A 16296-nucleotide genomic window follows, 5' to 3' on the forward strand; every position below is an offset into this window, starting at 1 on the left:
GGCTGGCGTAGTATTCATGCTATGTCAGACGACCCGTTCGATGACCTCGACGTTCCCGACGATCCGCTGGCGGATCTCGATCGTGCGACCCAGCAACTCACGTTGCGAACGGAGCGTCGACGATACGACAAGCCCGTCGTCATCATCGAGGGGTTCGAGGGAAACACGGATCTCGAAGACCTCGCGAGTGAGCTGAAATCGGCACTTGGCACCGGCGGGACCGTGACAGACGGGACCATCGAGCTCCAGGGCGACCATAAAGCCCGGGTGAAAACACTCCTCGAGGAGCGTGGCTTCCAGATCGATTCGGCGTGATATGTAGGGCAACGAGCGTTCAGTTCGACCGACCGAGCGCCAATCCGTTGGGCCGGTCAATAGCATTGATGAGCCGATAGCTCACGAGCGCGGTGATGAGCACACCGTCGAGGAGGCTGTTGGCAAACGGATTCTCGTTGTTCAGAGCCAGCCATATCATCACGATCGCGGAAACAGTGACCGCCCATCCACACCATCGGGTGGATCTCATGCTCGATTCGGAGATCATGCAGCCTCCGAAGACGGCCCCACTGACTGGAAGCAATACGACCGCAAGTTCGATGGCCATCTGGTCGCCGGTGAGCTGATGAATTCCAATAAGCCCACACAATCCGACAAAACAGGCCAGACAGAGGAGACGAAGGCGAGTGGCGGAGACCGTGACCATACGCGCACGTATGAGTCGCATTCGAAAAGAACCCATCGCATCAATGGCTACAGGGCAGACAACAGTACCGTCGACACAGCACCGACGGCCTGCTCCCAGAGCGAGATGCCGGTGAACACCGCAAGTAGCGTATCGCCACCGAAAAAGGCGAACAGCACCGCACCAACGTAATGGGCCGTCCGAAGATCGAACCGGTGGGAAAACCGATGGAAGAAGTACGCGTTCGCGAGGCTGATCGGAACGATCGCCAGCATCTCTCCGATCCAGATTGCTGACGTGGCCCCATACTGGGCCGCAAGCCCGATCGTGATCAGCTGGGTCTTATCACCGAACTCACCGGCAGACATCAGGGTAAACACTGAGAGGAACTGCCCAACTGGACCGCCAACTGAGCGGCCGAACAGCTCGAATTCTCCGGTGATCTCCGGGATGGCCTGACTGCCGCCGTCGGTTTCGAGGGTCCGACGGTCTGGTGCGGACGTGAACAACACCACGGCAAAGAACAAAAATAACCCTGCCGTGAGCAGATCGAGAACTACGGCCGGAAACAGTCCCTGGAGCGCGTGCCCAAAGAGTATTTCCAGAACGGTCCACGCGCCAAACGCGGTGCTCGCGGCACCCACAACGAGCAACGGCCGATACCGTGTGGCCAGTCCGGCGATGATAAACTGCCCTTTCTCACCCGGAAGCACCGTCAGCTGTGCAATCGCTGCAATCGCGACGAGCTCAATGAATCCAGTCATAGCGTCACCACCGCCTCCAAAGCGCACACACCACGGCCGCTGGGGTATGCCGGTACACTCCCCACTCATCAGTCAGTAGCCCATCCATCACGGTTGGATAATTAGACTCGTCTAAGTTATTTGTTGTGGAGTCCTCATTCATCCATCGTGGTAAAATAATACGCGCCTGGAACGGAAACGTTACTGTGACGGTACTAGAACGGTCGTGCATGGGCATTGGATTCCCATGGTACGATAGCGCGCTGCTCGTGGGCGTGATTTTTCTGTTGGGTGCGCTTTCGTTCAGCGACGAATCACCGGTCCGCAAGCGGAGTCTCTGTGGTTTCAGTGTGGTCGTCTGTTGTTCGGTTCTTATTCGACACGTTCCACCAGACGCACCAGTCCTGCTGGGTGGACTCCTCACAGCGATGTGCGTTGGCCTCGGTGTCGGTATCTATTACGGTGTACACGAGCGGAACGCCGTCGATCTGTTTCTCCCACAATGAGTCGCTCGCTAGGCTATCGATGATCGATCGAGGGGGCGGCTATTTTCCCAGTGTGATTCGAACTGCTGGACTGCCCACGATCTGACGGTTGCATCATCAGTATCGATCGACGCCCTGAGAACACCGTCGTCATCACGAACGAGCAGATGGACCGTCTCATCGGCCACCGTTACGGCAAGCGGGATTGTAGCATCTGTAACGCGAATGCTGGCTCCATCAGCCTCGATTAGTGCTATCAGTAGCTCTCGCAGTTCGGATTCGCCAGACAGTGCTTCGATCGCCAACGGCGAGAGCACAGCGTCGAAGGTGAACGTGCCATCGGTAACCCGCTGGACGACCAGCTCCAGACTCCGTTCGTTGAAGGCAAACGAGAACGCCTGGATTTCATCAGCCGTCCGTTCGAGCTCAAGGAGTCGACCAACTGGTGCGTCGGGTCGCGTGGCCGATGGGAGGACAACGGTCGCATCGACAAGTCTGCCCAACGGAAATGACAGCCGATCAGTGGGGAGATGCTCAACGACCGGACGGAGATCAGCCTCTAGTTCCAGCAGGTCGAGAAACTCGGTGAGCCCCTCGGCAAGCAGTTCGCCCGTTGCGGTGGCAACGTACTGACCATCTCGCCGCGTGATCCACGATCGGTCCACAAAATCGCGAAGAATCCGACTGAGCGTTGCCTGTGAAACGCCCGTCGCCGTGGCGAGCGATGATCGCGTGTGTCCTTCGTTGGCAAGCAACCGCAAGACAGCAATCCGATTCTCAGAACGGACGAGAAATTCGATCTCTTCTAGCGTCTCCTCCATACCCACTGTCAGCGATCCGGTCGGAAAACCGTTTTCACACCCTGAAATGGTTTCACACCCTGTCTTCCGGTCGACTCCGTGCGAGCATTTCTCCTTATGTAACAATTTCCAAACAGAACTATCCCCCCATCAGTGCCTACGTTTAGACGACATGGAACACACAGACTATGGGCGCCACCCCCACGACGATGGGTGCTGTGGCTGGCCCGCAGACACTGGAGGTGGTGGCTGAATGGATCGGCGGGCGATAGTGTTTTTCGTCCTCACGAGCGTCTTCTTCGGCGGAACGTTTGTGGGGGCAAAAGCCGGACTCACAGCGGTGCCACCGCTGTTGTTGCTCGGCCTTCGTTTCGATGTCGCCGCAATCGTCCTCGGCGGATACGTTCTCTGGCGGTATTCGCCGTCAGCACTCCGTCCTCGGACACGAGACGATCTCGTTGGAATTCTTGCGACGGGATTCGTCGCGGTCGGTGTGACCAACGCGCTGATTTTCGTCGGCCAACAGTACGTCACAAGCGGCGTGTCATCGATCATCACCAGCCTGAATCCAATTCTCACGCCCGTGTTCGCAGCGGCACTCGTGGCTGACGAAGAGCTGTCGCGTCGAGGTGCATTCGGCATGCTGATCGGTCTCGTTGGCGTTGCGCTCGTCGTCTCACCTGATCCAGCCCAGCTCATGGGCGGCGCTATTCTCGGGAAGATGCTGGTGTTCGGCGCAGCGATAACGGGCGCGCTCGGGAGCGTCCTCATTCGGTGGGCAGACAGTGATCTCTCCGCCTCGATTCGAACGGCGTGGGGAGTTCCAATCGCGGCCGTCTTCGTGCACCTGCTGAGCCTCCGCGCAGATGAATCGGTTGCAAGCGTCGTCTGGTCCCCCACTGCAATCGCATCGATCGTCTATCTCGGCGTCTTTGCCGGCGGTGTGGCGTACATTACCTACTTCACGCTGATAGACACTACCGGCGTGATCCGTGCGAATCTCGTCTTCTATCTCGTGCCAGTCGTCGCCGCTCTCGGCGGGTGGCTCTTGCTGGGCGAATCGCTCACGATGGTCGCTATCGTCGGCTTTTTCGTCATCTTCGCCGGCTTTGCGGTGATTGGCAGCGAAGAGCTGTCATACGGAGACCTCGAGCGATCAATGAGTCGACTCGCGAGTTAATTGCCCACCGGAGTTCGTTGGTATCCGTGTTGCTATCAAATCCCTTATCGAAGCGTCGATCAAACGCCATCGTATGAGCGACGACGAACTTGCCTGGGAAACCCTCGATCAAGAGACGGCATTTTCCTGTCCTGGATTCACGGTCGAACACCAGACGGTCCGCCTTCCCGATGGCACGGAGACTGATTTCGATTATCTCAGCGAACGGCCTGCGGTGGTGATTCTTCCGTTCACGACTGATGGGTCCGTCGTCGTCATCGAGGAGTGGCGACAGGCCGTCGGACGGATCAACTACGGACTTCCTGCTGGGGGCGTCGAAGCCGAGGATGACGACCTCACTGACGCTGCGCGTCGAGAGCTCCGCGAGGAAACGGGCTATGAATCAACAAAGATGGAGCCGCTCACGACGGTCGAACCGGCAAACGGGATCGCCGACAGCGTTCACCACTATTTCGTGGCGCACGGCTGTACGCCGACGGCGTCCCAGGATCTCGATACGAACGAAGCGATACGACCATCGATAACGACGCTTGAGACCCTCCGCAAAGCAATTCGTGCGGGTGAAATTCGCGACGCACGGACCGTGCTGGGCGTGTGCTATCACGGAATGAGTAAAAGCGACGAGGCTTAGGGCGCGCTGGCGCTATCACGCACAATGAGTGGACAGTTCGAAATCCGGACGTTCGACGCGGCCGGTCGAGTCGGGGAGTTGTCTATCCCCCGCGCGGGCGTCACGATCGAAACGCCGGCGCTGTTACCCGTCGTGAACCCCCACATTCAGACGCTATCGTCTTCGACACTCGAATCGCTTGGAGCAGAGATTCTCATCACGAACAGCTACATCCTCCATCAGAGCGACGACCTGCGCGATACTGTCCTTGAGGAGGGACTGCACTCGCTGTTGGGATTCGACGGCGCGATCATGACGGATTCTGGCTCGTTCCAGCTGGCAGAGTACGGCGAGATCGAAGTAACCACTGAGGAGATTCTTCAGTTTCAGTCGGCGATTGGCTCGGACATATCCACACCGGTCGATATCCCCACCCCGCCCGGTGTGAGCCACGAGCACGCAAAACGCGAACTGCAGACGACCCAGGAGCGAATCGAGCTGGCGAGTCGCCTACAATCCGAGCTGGACGACGACATACTCGTTAGTGCACCGGTGCAGGGCTCGACCCACCCGGATCTGCGTGAGCGCGCCGGCCGCCACGCAGCCACCAGTGGTCTCGACGTGTTTCCGATCGGCGCGGTCGTGCCGCTTCTCAACCAGTATCGCTATGCAACCGTCGCCGACGTTGTGATGGCAGCCAAGCGGGGGCTCAGTGCGGATGCGCCGGTCCACCTGTTCGGTGCTGGCCACCCGATGATGCTGGCCTTTGCCGTGGCGATGGGCTGTGATCTGTTCGATTCTGCAGCGTATGCAATCTACGCCCGTGACGACCGGTATCTCACGGTTCGGGGAACGGACCATCTCGACGAGCTCGAATACTTCCCCTGCTCCTGTTCGGTCTGTACGGACCACACGCCGACAGAGCTCCAGGCGATGGACGATGCGACGCGCGAACGACTGCTCGCACGGCATAACCTCTCGGTGACGTTCGCGGAAATTCGACGGATCAAACAGGCAATCAGGCGTGGAAACCTGCTCGAGCTGGTCGAAACCCGTGCCAGAAGTCATCCCACAATGCTTGATGGCTACCGGACGCTGCTCGATCACAGCACCCAACTAGAACGTACCGATCCGGTGTCGAAAGACGCATTTTTCTATCTCTCGAGCGAGAGCGCACGGCGACCAGAGGTCAAACGACACCACGAGCGACTCCAGCGGCTCTCTATCGAGGGGTCGGTGTTGCTCACCGAAGGGAATTCAAACGATGCGTATGATGCGTGCTGGCGGATTCGACCACCGTTCGGCCCGTTCCCGCGAGCGCTTTCGGACACCTATCCCTTCACGGCAGAGCTTCCAGAACGGCTCGATCTCGCCGCCTATGCGGCAGCAGCCGACGGGATCGAAGCACTCCTCGAAAACAATCCCAGCGCAGACGTGACCGTTGCCCTCCACAACTGGCCCGATGCCGTGGTAGAGCGACTGTCGGAGTCAGTCACGATTACGCCACTGCATGAGAACGCTGCGCAACCGCCGGTTGATAAGACAACGTAGTAGTGCCGTGATCGTCTGAGGGTAGCCAATGACTGAGTACTTCGAGGTAATCGAGCGCGATGGCCCGGCACGGATTGGCCGGCTCCGGCTTGCCACACCGGTGGCGACGCCCGCGCTCGTCGACGAGGTGATCGAGGACGCTGGCAGCCTCTGGCCAACAGAGCGCGACGCTCCCGACGGTGACGACGAGTCGCTCACGATATTGCCCCACCGTGCGTTTCCCGCCGGTACCGCATCCGAGGTGCAATCGGCGTTTGCCGTCGAACCGGACTCTGTGTCGTTTCCCAGCGCCACTGTGATCTCCCGAGAGACCGCCAGCGATTACAACACCGATGCGTACGTCCTTTCTGAGGCGTCAGGGATCGTCGGCAATGCTCGTGCGTTCGTCGAGACAATCGTCGACGTTCGAGCGTCCATTCCGGACGATACGGGGCTGTTTTGCTCCGGGGTGGCAACAGCCGCCAACGCAGCGGTGCTCGCCTACGCTGGGATCGATTGCTTTGACACCCATCGGGCGTATCTTCGCGGCCTGGAGGGATTCTACCAGACGACGGACGGCGAAATGTTTCTCGAGGATTTATCGGAGCTGCCGTGTGCGTGTGCGGCCTGTCAGCAGTCACGTGAGGCGTTTGGCCCCGAGGACTGCGCTGCGCACAACGTGAATGCGCTGCGAGCGTCGCTGGCGACCGTTCGCGAGAAAATTCGAGCGGGGACGCTCAGATCGTACATCGAAGGGCAGGCCCGCCACGAGGCGTGGCTCACCGCCACGTTCCGTCGACTGGACCAGCAGTATGGCTATCTCGAAGAGCGGACCCCCCTGGTACGGACGGCCGAGATTCTGGCGTCGAGCGACGACACAATGCGCCGCGTCGAGATTCAGCGGTTTGCCGACCGGGTCTGTTCGCGCTATCGCAATCGTTTCGACCAGCCGCTCGTGCTCGTCCCGTGTTCGGCACGAAAGCCATACAGCAGTTCACAGAGCCACGGCCAGTTTCACGAGGCGATCAACTACCGTGCCCACACCGTCTCGATGACCTCTCCTATCGGAGTCGTGCCGCCGGAACTGGAGTACACCTATCCTGCCCAGCAGTACGACAGCGTTGTCACCGGCCGCTGGAGCGAGTCGGAGATCGAATTCGTCGCGAACGTGCTCAAGCGCTATCTCGAACGCAACGACTACCCACGCCATATTGCCCACGTCCCACCGGGTGGCTATCAGGAGATCTGTGAGCGCGTCGAAGCGCGGACCGACGTAGAGTTCGAGTTCACCGTCACGGAGCATCCAACGACTGACGACGCCCTCGAAACGCTGTCGGAGACACTCAGCGGTGAATCAACGTTTCGGAAACGCGAGCGCGAGCACAACACCGTTCGGGCGATTGCCGACTATCAGTTCGGGGCTGGTGCTGGTGACGAGCTGTTCGGTCCGATCTCGGTCGATGGCTATCTTCCCGGGTTGCGGGTTCACGACGATGGCGGTGAACAGCTTGCCACGATCGTCCCCCAGTATGGTACGCTCTCGTTCACCCTTGCTGGCGCGCAACGCTGGAACGAAAGCGACGTCCCAACCAACCGCGTCGAGATCGATCCGTTCGTTCCACAGGGAAGCGTTCTCGCACCCGGGATAACGAGTGCCAGCGAATCAATTCGTGTCGGTGATGAGGTGTTCGTCGAGGGCGAAAAGGCGATTGCCGTTGGGCGAGCGAAAATGCACGGGACAGCAATGGAGAATTCGTCGCGGGGAATCGCCGTCGAGGTCCGTCACGTCGAAGAGCGCTAGCTTTCTTCGTCGAATTCGAGTGCCACGGAGTTGATACAGTAGCGCTTGCCAGTTGGGTCGGGGCCATCATCGAACACGTGGCCGAGATGTCCCTCACAGTGGGCGCAGACAACTTCGGTTCTCACCATGCCATGACTCGTGTCTTCGCGATATTCGATGGCATCCTCGGCCGCATCGAAAAAGCTCGGCCAGCCAGTGTTCGAGCCGAACTTCGTTTCTGAATCGAACAGTTGCGCACCACAGCCGGCACAGCGGAAGGTTCCGTCGCGGTCTTCGTCGATATACTCTCCCGAGAACTTCGGTTCGGTGCCACACTCGCGCAGCACGCGGTACTCGTCCTCATCGAGGGTTTCGCGCCACTCCTCCTCGCTGTCAGGAACGGACTCATCGGTCATACGGTTTTGTAGCCGTGCTGGTCGGTTGTGTGTTTCGACAGCGGCGGCCTCTGTGATGGGGGCCACCACAGAAACCCTCATATTACCGAGATCAGATGTGTTTGACAGTGACTGAGAAGAACGCCGAACCATTCGACGAAGCGACTGTCCTGAGCCAGTTGCAGAACGCGTGGTCGATCGAAACGAGCACCCTGTGGACAGCAAAGAATCCTGCGCGCGGACAGTGTCCGGTCACGGCGCTCGTGATCCAGGACCATTTTGCTGGCGAGATCAGAAAGACACCAACCGACGATGGTCCACATTTTTACAACGTTATCGAGGGGGAGCGCTACGATCTGACGGCCGGGCAGTTCGAATCCCTCCCGACGTATCTCGATTTGCCCTCGGATCGAAGTGAAGCGTTCGAGCACACGAACGAAACACAGTATGACGCGCTTTCGGAGGAGTTTCCCACCGAAGTAATCGAGAACTAGCGCGTCAAATTCTCAAATGATGACTGGCTCCGATCGTCTGCGAACAAGCATATGACGCTTTCTCGACGACGATTTTTGTTGAATACGAATCGAAGTCATTCCGAGGGCATCAGGTGACGAACGATTCGATAATCCGACCTTCTGCACGGTGGAGGACGCCACTCGCAGCTGATGAGTTGACATCGAACGCCTCTGCGAGTTCGTTCAGGGTGATTTTCCGTGGACTCTCGTAGTAGCCCTGTTCGACCGCCGCGGTAACGAGTTCTTGTTGTCGATCCGTGAGTACTGCTGTCGGTTCGTACGATTGCGTCAGTGATTCGATCTGGTAGGGAATGTCTGCAGCACGGAGCTCATCGCCAAATCGCGTGAGCTGGTCGTGTGGGGCCGTAATCTCGGTGGTAAGCCAGCCATCCTGCAGCACGTATGGAAACCGAAGGCGGGTGCCCGAGGACGTGATCGCGTGATACGACTCCGGGACTGGAATCGCATACTGAATCAGGCGCAGTTGGTCTTCGGAGTGGAGAACCTCGTGCGATTTCACAGTCTGCGATTCGTTGAAGCGTCGGACGATTGCCTCTGCGTTCGGTGACGTCACTTCGACGATCCCGAACAGTCCATCGTCCGTACAATGGCCCGTCTGTACCGAAAATTCCGCCGCTGGGAACGCAGCCGAAAGGGTGGCGAGCCAGCTACCGGTAGCCGCCTGATTGAGTCGTATTTTCATCCGCGCCATACGGTGATGGACGGGCCTGGTCGCCTTAGGGGTATGTAAACAGGTGAATATACTCATCCAGCAAGCTACGACCAATTGCCCACCATCTGTAACTGCAATGGAACCAAACTCTGCGGGTAAGAACCAGCAAGCAGGAACGTCGCAATCGCTGTCGTTCGACAACAGAACGGCCCTCGTTACTGGCGGGAGTTCGGGGATCGGCCGCGCAACCGCCGTTGCGTTCGGAAAAGCGGGTGCGAACGTCGTTGTAGCGAGTCGAACCAGAGCGACTGGCAACGAAACCGTCAGTCGAATCGAAGCGCTTGGCGGGACGGCAACGTTCATCGAAACCGATGTGACCAGTGAGCAAGCTGTTGAACGGATGGTTGCGGAGACGATCGAAACCTACGGACGACTTGATTACGCCATCAACGGTGCCGGGAACGTCGGAACGCCAGGACCGCTCACTGATCGAACCGAGAGCGATTGGGAGTACACCATGGATGCGAATCTCAAAGGCGTGTGGCTGTCGATGAAATACGAAATTCCACACCTCAGAGAGAACGATGGTGCAATCGTAAATATCGCATCTGATTTCGGACACGTCGGGTTCGAGGAGTTCTCGCTCTACGTCGCTGCCAAGCATGGGGTGATCGGTCTGACGCGCGCTGGAGCCCTTGAGTTCGCCGAAGACAACATTCGGATCAACGCGGTGAGTCCAGGCGCAATCAACACGCCAATGAATCGAGACCGACTCGGCAGCGCAGAAGCCGTCCAGGAGGCGTTCGGTCCAAGCCATCCCCTCGGACGAGTTGGCACCCCAGAAGAAGTTGCTGATGCAATCGTCTGGTTGGCGTCTGATAACGCCTCGTTCGTCACCGGCCACTCGCTCCTCGTAGATGGTGGATACACTGCGCAATAGATCGTATAACGTCGTATAAATGATAACTAGCCATCAAACCCGACTACTGATTGGGACGCTCCTTGTGGCAAGTACGTTGACGATCCTCGTTGACACCGCGATTTCGCCCGCACTGCCGGCGATCGAACGCCATTTTGCGGGCGTCGCGAATGCAGCCTTTTGGGTCAGAGTTCTGCTCGTTTTTCCCTCGCTGTTCGTTGCGCTCGGCGCACCGCTCATGGGTGTGTTCACCGACCGTCTCGGTCGGAAACCGGTGCTATTCGTCAGTACAGCGCTGTACGGTGTTGCCGGTGGGGCCGGTTTTATTATTGAATCACTGATACTACTATTCGTCTCTCGTGCACTGCTCGGAATCGGTGCTGCGGGGGTGTTCGTTGCAGTTACAACGCTCATCACGGATTACTTTCCGGCCGAACAGCGCCGCGATGCCGTCCTTGGCTGGCAGGGCGCAAGCATGACGTTCGGCGGAGCGGCCTTTTTCCTCTTTGGTGGCGCTCTGGCGAGTGTTGGCTGGCGGGTGCCGTTTCTCCTCTATCTTGGGGCACTCGGACTGCTGCCGTGTATTGTTGCTGTGGTGTACGAACCCGACGTTGATCACGAAGCTTCCCAAGCGGATGCGTCCATTCGACAGGTCCTCGATCGACTGCCGTATGGACAGCTCGCGCTGGTGTATTCGACAGCAGTGATAGGGATGGTCGTATTTTTCATGGTGCCGGTTGAGATACCGTTCTATCTCACTGCCGTGGTGAATGCGGATGATTTCACCATCGCAGTTGTCCTCGCCACACAGGCGCTTCTCGCAGCGGTAGTATCGACACAGTACACCCGTGTTCGTTCACGAATCGGTATCATTCCCATTGTCGGACTGCTGTTCGCACTCATGGGTGTCGGATTCAGTATCGTGAGTCTCGGTGATACGGTGGTTGCTGTCCTGGTCGGAACGCTGGTAACTGGGGCTGGTGTTGGACTTCTCATCCCGAATCTGAACGCCTGGGTTGCCATCGCCGTTCCTGCTGGCGTGCGTGGTCGCGCCGTCGGTGGATTGACGAGTTTTCTCTTTCTCGGGCAGTTTCTGTCTCCATTTGTTAGCTCGCCTATCAGCACGTGGCTCTCGCTTCGAATGACGTTCCGTATCGGTGGTGGACTACTGGTCGGCCTCAGCATTGTCATTGGTGTGCTCGCCTGGTATGGCGGTGGACTGATCCAATCTGGTTCAACTACCACCCCCTGATCGCATCCACGGCTCGGTGCTCGTCACTTCCACCGATATCGAACACCAGCAAATTGTACATACAACGCACACTGAGGCTTCCAATCGGGACCCCAAACGATTGCGTTTTTCAGGACTACCACCAGTCCGGGGACGACCGAACGATCGTGCCGACGGACGGTGGTAGGACGTGCTGAGATATTTCGAATCTACGATGCTTTCGATCAGTAATCGCGATTGCAAAAAACATATGCCGTCTGGTGCTGAACGTCTGTGAACGATACTATGACCCTCTCCAGACGACGATTCGTACTGATAAGCACTACACTCACTGGGGCGGTTTTTGGAGCCGGGTGTCAGTCGTTCGTGCAGCTGCATGCTGACGTGTTTTTGAGAAATGAGACCCAGACAGAGCAATCGATTGCGCTTACCATTCACGATATGAGCGGAGATGAAGTATTCGAAAAAGAGGTCGATCTCGAACCAACGGACGGTGGAGAACCACGGATACTCGGCAATCCTGTCGAGCGGGATGCAGATTACACCGTCACTGTACGAACAGACAGCGGATTAGAGGAGACGTGGGACTGGACCGACGTTGAAGGAGAGCTTCGAATTACTATCCAAAACACAGGGATCACACATACTGCGGCGACGGGGTCTGGATTGGGAACTGAATGAACACAGCAGTGTGCCTCCGTGAGTTATTTCCGCAATTCCTCACGGGCTTGCAGAGAATATCGGTGGGCCAACACTGTCAGCACAATCAGAAAGCCACTCATTGAGATCCATTTGGTCATTCGTAGATCCGTGACACCGAGCTCCCCGATCAAGATTGATATGAACAGTCCCGCCAGTATGGTAAGCATTAACGGGAGTCTTGGGTTTACTTCATCAAACATAGCTAGGGAGATGGATAATAGACACAAATAATCTTTGAAAATTTGGTTGCTGTGAATACAGGCGGGGAAATACATTCAGGGGAGCGCTCAGCACTCTGTGCTGGTGCTACAGGCGATCATGGGGGTGATGACACTGATCCATCGTAGTTACGAACATTTGAAACCACAGTTTGATCGCATTCGAAGCGTCCACCAAACGATCCGCTCCATCGCACACAGTTTTTTGAGTGGGTGCTGAGAATTGTGACTTTTGGGTTCAGAATCATCCCATTCTCTGTCTATAGCATCCATAATACTTTTATCTCCCATATCAGAACATCCAATAATGTTAGATGAATTCGATCCCGGGCTCTCGATGATGATTACGTTTCTTGTGGGTTTGTTCTTAACGATTGTTTGGGTTGATTTGCAACCAGATATACATTTGGCCCTGTCGTTTGCTGCTATCATTGGGTTCTACATTATACTCGGAGTTATATCATTTAGATATCATTGTGTGGCGAAAGATGCCATTCTTTCGGAGCAACCAACCGATTGAGGCCTATTTCTGGAGTTTGTATTGTGCAGAAAAATTGAGCCATAGCGTCCATACTGAGTCCTGTCTGTCGACCGTCCTAGAACCAGTCGCCAGGGCTCACTTCGTTCGTTTCCTTCCCTGCTTTAAATCCGCGTACTCCAACGAGATACAATACCATCGAGAAGAATACAGCAAATAGTAATGAGTTGTAAAAACATGGGCCGACACGGATTTGAACCTCGCCAAGACATGCTCGCTGCGCTGTGCGTGTCTTGTCTGGTTCAGAATCCGCTCGCGGGAACGAGAACAGTTCGACCTTTAGTCGAGTGCAGAAACTACTCGAATGTAGTCCGAACAGAACTAGTATGGGCCGACACGGATTTGAACCGCGGACCTCCCGGTTATCAGCCGAGCGCTCAACCTAACTGAGCTATCGGCCCGTTGTACGCATTCTACTGTATTGCCCTGTATTGTTTAAGCGTTTCTTTTCGCTAGCCACATGGTCGTCAATCGCTCTCAACCGTTAATCGCTCCCATTGTCGCCCTCAACGGAGTAATCGTCTTCGCCGAGATCGATCGTCGACCCATCGTTGCTGTTCGGAAACCCGCCGGTGTACACCGTTCCAGTGACAAAACCGTCGGTTTTCCCGTCGAGATACGGCGTCACGACGAACCGTTTGACGAGCTTTCGAACAGGATACCGCGTTGGCGGCAACGACAGCACCAGCCCAGTGAGATCGGTCACCAGTCCCGGCGTTAAGAAAAACGCGCCAGCAGCGATCAACAGCGCGCCATCGAGCAGTTCGTCATCAGGGACACCACCGGAAGCCACCTTGCGGTTGATCCGCCGGAGCGTGTGTCTCCCTTCTGCCCGAACGAGCAACATTCCCAACAGCGCGGTCAGGACGACGAGCAACACCGTCGCCACTTCTCCAATGACCGTCGACACGACGAGCAACAGCAGTATATCCAGCAGGGGAATGAGCAACAGCAGCGCGATCAGCCGCTTCATGGACCGAGCTATGCTGTCCGGACGCAAACGTGTTGCGCTCGACTGGCGGCCGTGCCGTCCGACGATTGATGGCACTGTGGTGATAAACGGAATTCATGACTGGAAGCTCACTCGTGGTTTCCGAATCCACACCTGCAGAGGTATTCGGAAAACTCTCTCATCCGGTCCGTATCGAAATCCTCCAGGCGTTGGCCACCACAGAGACGCCATGTTCGTTCGGCGAGCTGCGTAGCGCCAGTTCGATCGACGATCCCGGACAGTTTAACTATCACATTCGCACGCTCGATGGAGCGTTCGTTAGCAACACCGACGATGGCTATGAGCTCTCCGTGGCGGGCCATCGCCTCGTCGGAGCAGTCCGGTCGGGCGTCGCAACGGAGCGATTCGAGTGTACTCAACTCTCACTCGACGGAAGCTGTCAGAGTTGCGGTGGCAATATCATCGCCTCGCTCGACGATCGCACAATCGAGATTGCCTGTGACGATTGCACGGCGGTACACACCGAAGCGTCGCTGCCACCGGGATCGCTTGAGGGGGATTCTCCCGATTCAGTGGCGACGACGATCGATCGGTGGTGTAAACGAATGCAGGCCGACGCAGAACACGGAATCTGTCCGAACTGCAGCGCCGAACTGAATCGACGCGTCGTCATTCCAGCAGACGAAGACGCGCCCAACTGGCTCACCGGAGACGATCTAGAAGCCACCGTTTTGTACAACTGCGAACACTGTGGCGAACGCTTTCAGTCCGTCCTTCAGTACGCACTCCTCACCCATCCTGCGGTGATCAGCGCCTACTACGAGGCCGGTATCGATCTGCGAAATCGATTGAACTGGGAAATTCCAGGGATCGATTCCACGAGTGCCGAAGTCGCTGCTACCGATCCGCTCGCGGTTGTAGTCCCGTTCACGATTAATGATACTCGCCACCGATTCGTCGTGAACAGATCGCTCGAACTGCTCGAAACACGGACAGACTGAAAGTAGAGTGACAGAAACACGGTTCTACAACTAGCCCGATAGAAATATAATTCTACAAACATTTGAGATTCCATGTCTCCCAATCACGGCAATGGGATCGCTCACGCAAAATCGGACGTATCTGCGGTTGTTGTGTGGTCGGATCGTTACGAACGCTGGCGATAGCATCTACGCGATCGCCTCGATGTGGTTAGTGTACGAACTCAGCGGATCCTCTGTGTACACTGGGATTGCCGGTGCCGTTATGTTCGCAGCGTAGCCGTTGCAAGTGTTGCTGGGACCGCTGATCGATCGCGTGGCGATCCGACGGCTCCTGGTCGGAACGCAGACACTCCAGCTGCTCGGTGTGCTCACGATCGTCGCTCTCTACCAGCACGGGCTGTTGACCGTCTGGCTGCTGATCGGCGTAATGGGCACACTCGAACTGTGCAACCAGATCGTGTATCCGGCCCAGAGCGCCGTATTGCCACGAATCGTCGACGATTCGCAACTCGCTCGTGCGAACGCCTGGTTTTCGATGAGCTACCAGGGGGTGGACGCTATTTTCAATGCGGTAAGCGGCGGATTGATCGCACTCGTTGGTGGCACAATCCGTGTATTTATTCTCGATGCCGTGACGTTCGTGATCGCCATCGTGGCCTTCTGGGGACTCTCGATTCAACCACAGGGTGACAATAGCTCCGAAAACGACGACGAGCAGTATATCGAAGCACTCACCGCTGGTGTCACCTATCTTCGGGGCTCGCTGATTCCGTGGCTATTGGGCCCGGCAGTGATCGCAAATTTTGCATTCGGCGTGGTTATCGTCACGCTCCCAGCATTTGGAGCGGCCAACGGCGGTGCGTGGGTCTACGGGCTGCTGGGCGGATCGATGGGTGCCGGACGATTCGTCGGCACCATCATCGGACCACGCCTCGAAACGGTTCCGTACGGCGTGGTGCGGATCGTTGGGAGTCTCCTTGGCTGTGGTGCGCTGGTGGTCGCCCTGCTGCGTTCGTCGGTGTGGTTGATCATCATCGCGTTCGGACTGAGCACCATACCGAGTGGCGCTGTGGGAGTGCTCGGTGCGACGCTGTTTCAGACCGGGGTCGCAAACGACCGCCTCGGTCGGATCATCGCTATCAGAAACGCCACGAGCACGCTGTTGCTTCCACTCGGTGCTGCGATCGGGGGCGTGCTCGCAACGCAGTTTTCGCCGGCGATCGGGCTAGTGGCGATGGCAGGCGCTAATCTGATCACGGCCATGGTGTTTGGTCTGCACCCACGACTCAGGCGACTCCCAGCGGTCAACACCGTCGATGAGATGACTCTTGGACTCGCCGACAAAACGAGCTGAGAAATC

General features: G+C 57.2%; 19 protein-coding genes and 1 tRNA gene. 13 read left to right on the top strand and 7 right to left on the bottom strand.

The genetic code is table 11. From position 1 onward, the window contains the following. Positions 1-21: 21 nt before the first annotated feature. Complete coding sequence (locus tag JXQ78_RS03825) at positions 22-315, top strand: SUI1 family translation initiation factor (protein WP_330632156.1); 294 nt, start codon at positions 22-24, stop codon at positions 313-315. A 19-nt stretch (positions 316-334) separates the two neighbouring features. Here the strand turns inward: JXQ78_RS03825 and JXQ78_RS03830 are convergent, their stop codons facing one another. Both JXQ78_RS03830 and JXQ78_RS03835 read right to left on the bottom strand, forming a co-directional pair. Then, positions 335-703 (bottom strand): hypothetical protein, encoded by a 369-nt coding sequence (locus JXQ78_RS03830; protein WP_330632157.1) that lies wholly within the window; start codon positions 701-703, stop codon positions 335-337. Between the two features lie 47 nt (positions 704-750). Beyond that, positions 751-1446: a TMEM165/GDT1 family protein gene (locus tag JXQ78_RS03835; protein ID WP_330632158.1), complete on the bottom strand. Its 696-nt coding sequence runs from the start codon at positions 1444-1446 to the stop codon at positions 751-753. A gap of 209 nt (positions 1447-1655) precedes the next feature. Between JXQ78_RS03835 and JXQ78_RS03840 the strand changes: the two genes are divergently transcribed. After that, positions 1656-1931, top strand: coding sequence for a hypothetical protein (locus JXQ78_RS03840; RefSeq protein ID WP_330632159.1), 276 nt, complete (start codon positions 1656-1658; stop codon positions 1929-1931). An 8-nt stretch (positions 1932-1939) separates the two neighbouring features. On the opposite strand, the gene JXQ78_RS03845 is transcribed toward JXQ78_RS03840, so the two are convergent. Further along, positions 1940-2731, bottom strand: a complete 792-nt coding sequence (locus JXQ78_RS03845) for a helix-turn-helix transcriptional regulator (protein WP_330632160.1) — start codon at positions 2729-2731, stop codon at positions 1940-1942. 232 nt (positions 2732-2963) lie between these two features. On the opposite strand from JXQ78_RS03845, the gene JXQ78_RS03850 reads away from it, so the two are divergent. The 4 genes from JXQ78_RS03850 (at position 2964) to arcS (ending at position 7831) form a co-directional block, all read left to right on the top strand. After that, entirely contained in the window at positions 2964-3890 is a 927-nt protein-coding gene (locus JXQ78_RS03850) for a DMT family transporter (protein ID WP_330632161.1), read from the top strand. A gap of 73 nt (positions 3891-3963) precedes the next feature. Then, positions 3964-4521: an NUDIX hydrolase gene (locus JXQ78_RS03855; RefSeq protein WP_330632162.1), complete on the top strand. Its 558-nt coding sequence runs from the start codon at positions 3964-3966 to the stop codon at positions 4519-4521. Between the two features lie 24 nt (positions 4522-4545). After that, complete coding sequence (gene tgtA / locus JXQ78_RS03860) at positions 4546-6051, top strand: tRNA guanosine(15) transglycosylase TgtA (protein WP_330632163.1); 1506 nt, start codon at positions 4546-4548, stop codon at positions 6049-6051. 28 nt (positions 6052-6079) lie between these two features. Beyond that, positions 6080-7831 (top strand): archaeosine synthase subunit alpha, encoded by a 1752-nt coding sequence (gene arcS / locus JXQ78_RS03865; protein ID WP_330632164.1) that lies wholly within the window; start codon positions 6080-6082, stop codon positions 7829-7831. Here arcS and msrB read toward each other — a convergent pair. Next, positions 7828-8226, bottom strand: coding sequence for a peptide-methionine (R)-S-oxide reductase MsrB (msrB, locus tag JXQ78_RS03870; RefSeq protein ID WP_330632165.1), 399 nt, complete (start codon positions 8224-8226; stop codon positions 7828-7830). The genes arcS and msrB overlap by 4 nt on opposite strands. 107 nt (positions 8227-8333) lie before the next feature. Here msrB and JXQ78_RS03875 point away from each other — a divergent pair, with 107 nt between their 5' ends. Further along, the gene (locus JXQ78_RS03875; RefSeq protein ID WP_330632166.1) at positions 8334-8699 is read left to right on the top strand and encodes a YunG family protein; all 366 of its coding nucleotides are present in this window, start codon (positions 8334-8336) and stop codon (positions 8697-8699) included. Between the two features lie 109 nt (positions 8700-8808). Here JXQ78_RS03875 and JXQ78_RS03880 read toward each other — a convergent pair whose 3' ends face one another. Beyond that, positions 8809-9432: a helix-turn-helix domain-containing protein gene (locus JXQ78_RS03880; protein ID WP_330632167.1), complete on the bottom strand. Its 624-nt coding sequence runs from the start codon at positions 9430-9432 to the stop codon at positions 8809-8811. Between the two features lie 97 nt (positions 9433-9529). On the opposite strand from JXQ78_RS03880, the gene JXQ78_RS03885 reads away from it, so the two are divergent. The 3 genes from JXQ78_RS03885 (at position 9530) to JXQ78_RS03895 (ending at position 12224) form a co-directional block, all read left to right on the top strand. Beyond that, entirely contained in the window at positions 9530-10333 is an 804-nt protein-coding gene (locus tag JXQ78_RS03885; protein ID WP_330632168.1) for an SDR family oxidoreductase, read from the top strand. 19 nt (positions 10334-10352) lie between these two features. Continuing rightward, entirely contained in the window at positions 10353-11564 is a 1212-nt protein-coding gene (locus tag JXQ78_RS03890) for an MFS transporter (protein ID WP_330632169.1), read from the top strand. A 345-nt stretch (positions 11565-11909) separates the two neighbouring features. Further along, on the top strand, positions 11910-12224 hold the full coding sequence (locus JXQ78_RS03895; protein ID WP_330632170.1) for a hypothetical protein: 315 nt from the start codon (positions 11910-11912) through the stop codon (positions 12222-12224). Between the two features lie 1104 nt (positions 12225-13328). Here JXQ78_RS03895 and JXQ78_RS03900 read toward each other — a convergent pair. Together JXQ78_RS03900 and JXQ78_RS03905 are read right to left on the bottom strand one after the other, a co-directional pair. After that, positions 13329-13402, bottom strand: a tRNA-Ile gene (locus JXQ78_RS03900). An 83-nt stretch (positions 13403-13485) separates the two neighbouring features. Next, on the bottom strand, positions 13486-13974 hold the full coding sequence (locus JXQ78_RS03905) for an FxsA family protein (protein ID WP_330632171.1): 489 nt from the start codon (positions 13972-13974) through the stop codon (positions 13486-13488). A 95-nt stretch (positions 13975-14069) separates the two neighbouring features. On the opposite strand from JXQ78_RS03905, the gene JXQ78_RS03910 reads away from it, so the two are divergent. The 3 genes from JXQ78_RS03910 (at position 14070) to JXQ78_RS03920 (ending at position 16290) form a co-directional block, all read left to right on the top strand. Beyond that, positions 14070-14954, top strand: a complete 885-nt coding sequence (locus tag JXQ78_RS03910) for a winged helix-turn-helix domain-containing protein (RefSeq protein ID WP_330632172.1) — start codon at positions 14070-14072, stop codon at positions 14952-14954. Positions 14955-15045: 91 nt separating this feature from the next. Then, on the top strand, positions 15046-15213 hold the full coding sequence (locus tag JXQ78_RS03915; protein WP_330632173.1) for a hypothetical protein: 168 nt from the start codon (positions 15046-15048) through the stop codon (positions 15211-15213). A 9-nt stretch (positions 15214-15222) separates the two neighbouring features. Next, a complete protein-coding gene (locus JXQ78_RS03920) occupies positions 15223-16290 on the top strand; it encodes an MFS transporter (RefSeq protein ID WP_330632850.1) in 1068 nt (355 codons plus the stop codon). The last annotated feature ends 6 nt before the right edge of the window (positions 16291-16296 follow it).

The organism is Halocatena halophila (assembly GCA_027563145.1).
In the GTDB taxonomy this organism is placed as follows: Archaea; Halobacteriota; Halobacteria; order Halobacteriales; family Haloarculaceae; genus Halocatena; species Halocatena halophila.

Coding starts and splice junctions, on each gene's coding strand:
- JXQ78_RS03845 (WP_330632160.1), bottom strand. CDS start 2,731: ATGGAGGAGACGCTAGAAGAGATCGAATTTCTCGTCCGTTCTGAGAAT.
- JXQ78_RS03880 (WP_330632167.1), bottom strand. CDS start 9,432: ATGGCGCGGATGAAAATACGACTCAATCAGGCGGCTACCGGTAGCTGG.
- msrB (WP_330632165.1), bottom strand. CDS start 8,226: ATGACCGATGAGTCCGTTCCTGACAGCGAGGAGGAGTGGCGCGAAACC.
- JXQ78_RS03915 (WP_330632173.1), top strand. CDS start 15,046: ATGGGATCGCTCACGCAAAATCGGACGTATCTGCGGTTGTTGTGTGGT.
- JXQ78_RS03835 (WP_330632158.1), bottom strand. CDS start 1,446: ATGACTGGATTCATTGAGCTCGTCGCGATTGCAGCGATTGCACAGCTG.
- tgtA (WP_330632163.1), top strand. CDS start 4,546: ATGAGTGGACAGTTCGAAATCCGGACGTTCGACGCGGCCGGTCGAGTC.
- JXQ78_RS03825 (WP_330632156.1), top strand. CDS start 22: ATGTCAGACGACCCGTTCGATGACCTCGACGTTCCCGACGATCCGCTG.
- JXQ78_RS03905 (WP_330632171.1), bottom strand. CDS start 13,974: ATGAAGCGGCTGATCGCGCTGCTGTTGCTCATTCCCCTGCTGGATATA.
- JXQ78_RS03850 (WP_330632161.1), top strand. CDS start 2,964: ATGGATCGGCGGGCGATAGTGTTTTTCGTCCTCACGAGCGTCTTCTTC.
- JXQ78_RS03890 (WP_330632169.1), top strand. CDS start 10,353: ATGATAACTAGCCATCAAACCCGACTACTGATTGGGACGCTCCTTGTG.
- JXQ78_RS03910 (WP_330632172.1), top strand. CDS start 14,070: ATGACTGGAAGCTCACTCGTGGTTTCCGAATCCACACCTGCAGAGGTA.
- JXQ78_RS03840 (WP_330632159.1), top strand. CDS start 1,656: ATGGGCATTGGATTCCCATGGTACGATAGCGCGCTGCTCGTGGGCGTG.
- arcS (WP_330632164.1), top strand. CDS start 6,080: ATGACTGAGTACTTCGAGGTAATCGAGCGCGATGGCCCGGCACGGATT.
- JXQ78_RS03830 (WP_330632157.1), bottom strand. CDS start 703: ATGGTCACGGTCTCCGCCACTCGCCTTCGTCTCCTCTGTCTGGCCTGT.
- JXQ78_RS03885 (WP_330632168.1), top strand. CDS start 9,530: ATGGAACCAAACTCTGCGGGTAAGAACCAGCAAGCAGGAACGTCGCAA.
- JXQ78_RS03855 (WP_330632162.1), top strand. CDS start 3,964: ATGAGCGACGACGAACTTGCCTGGGAAACCCTCGATCAAGAGACGGCA.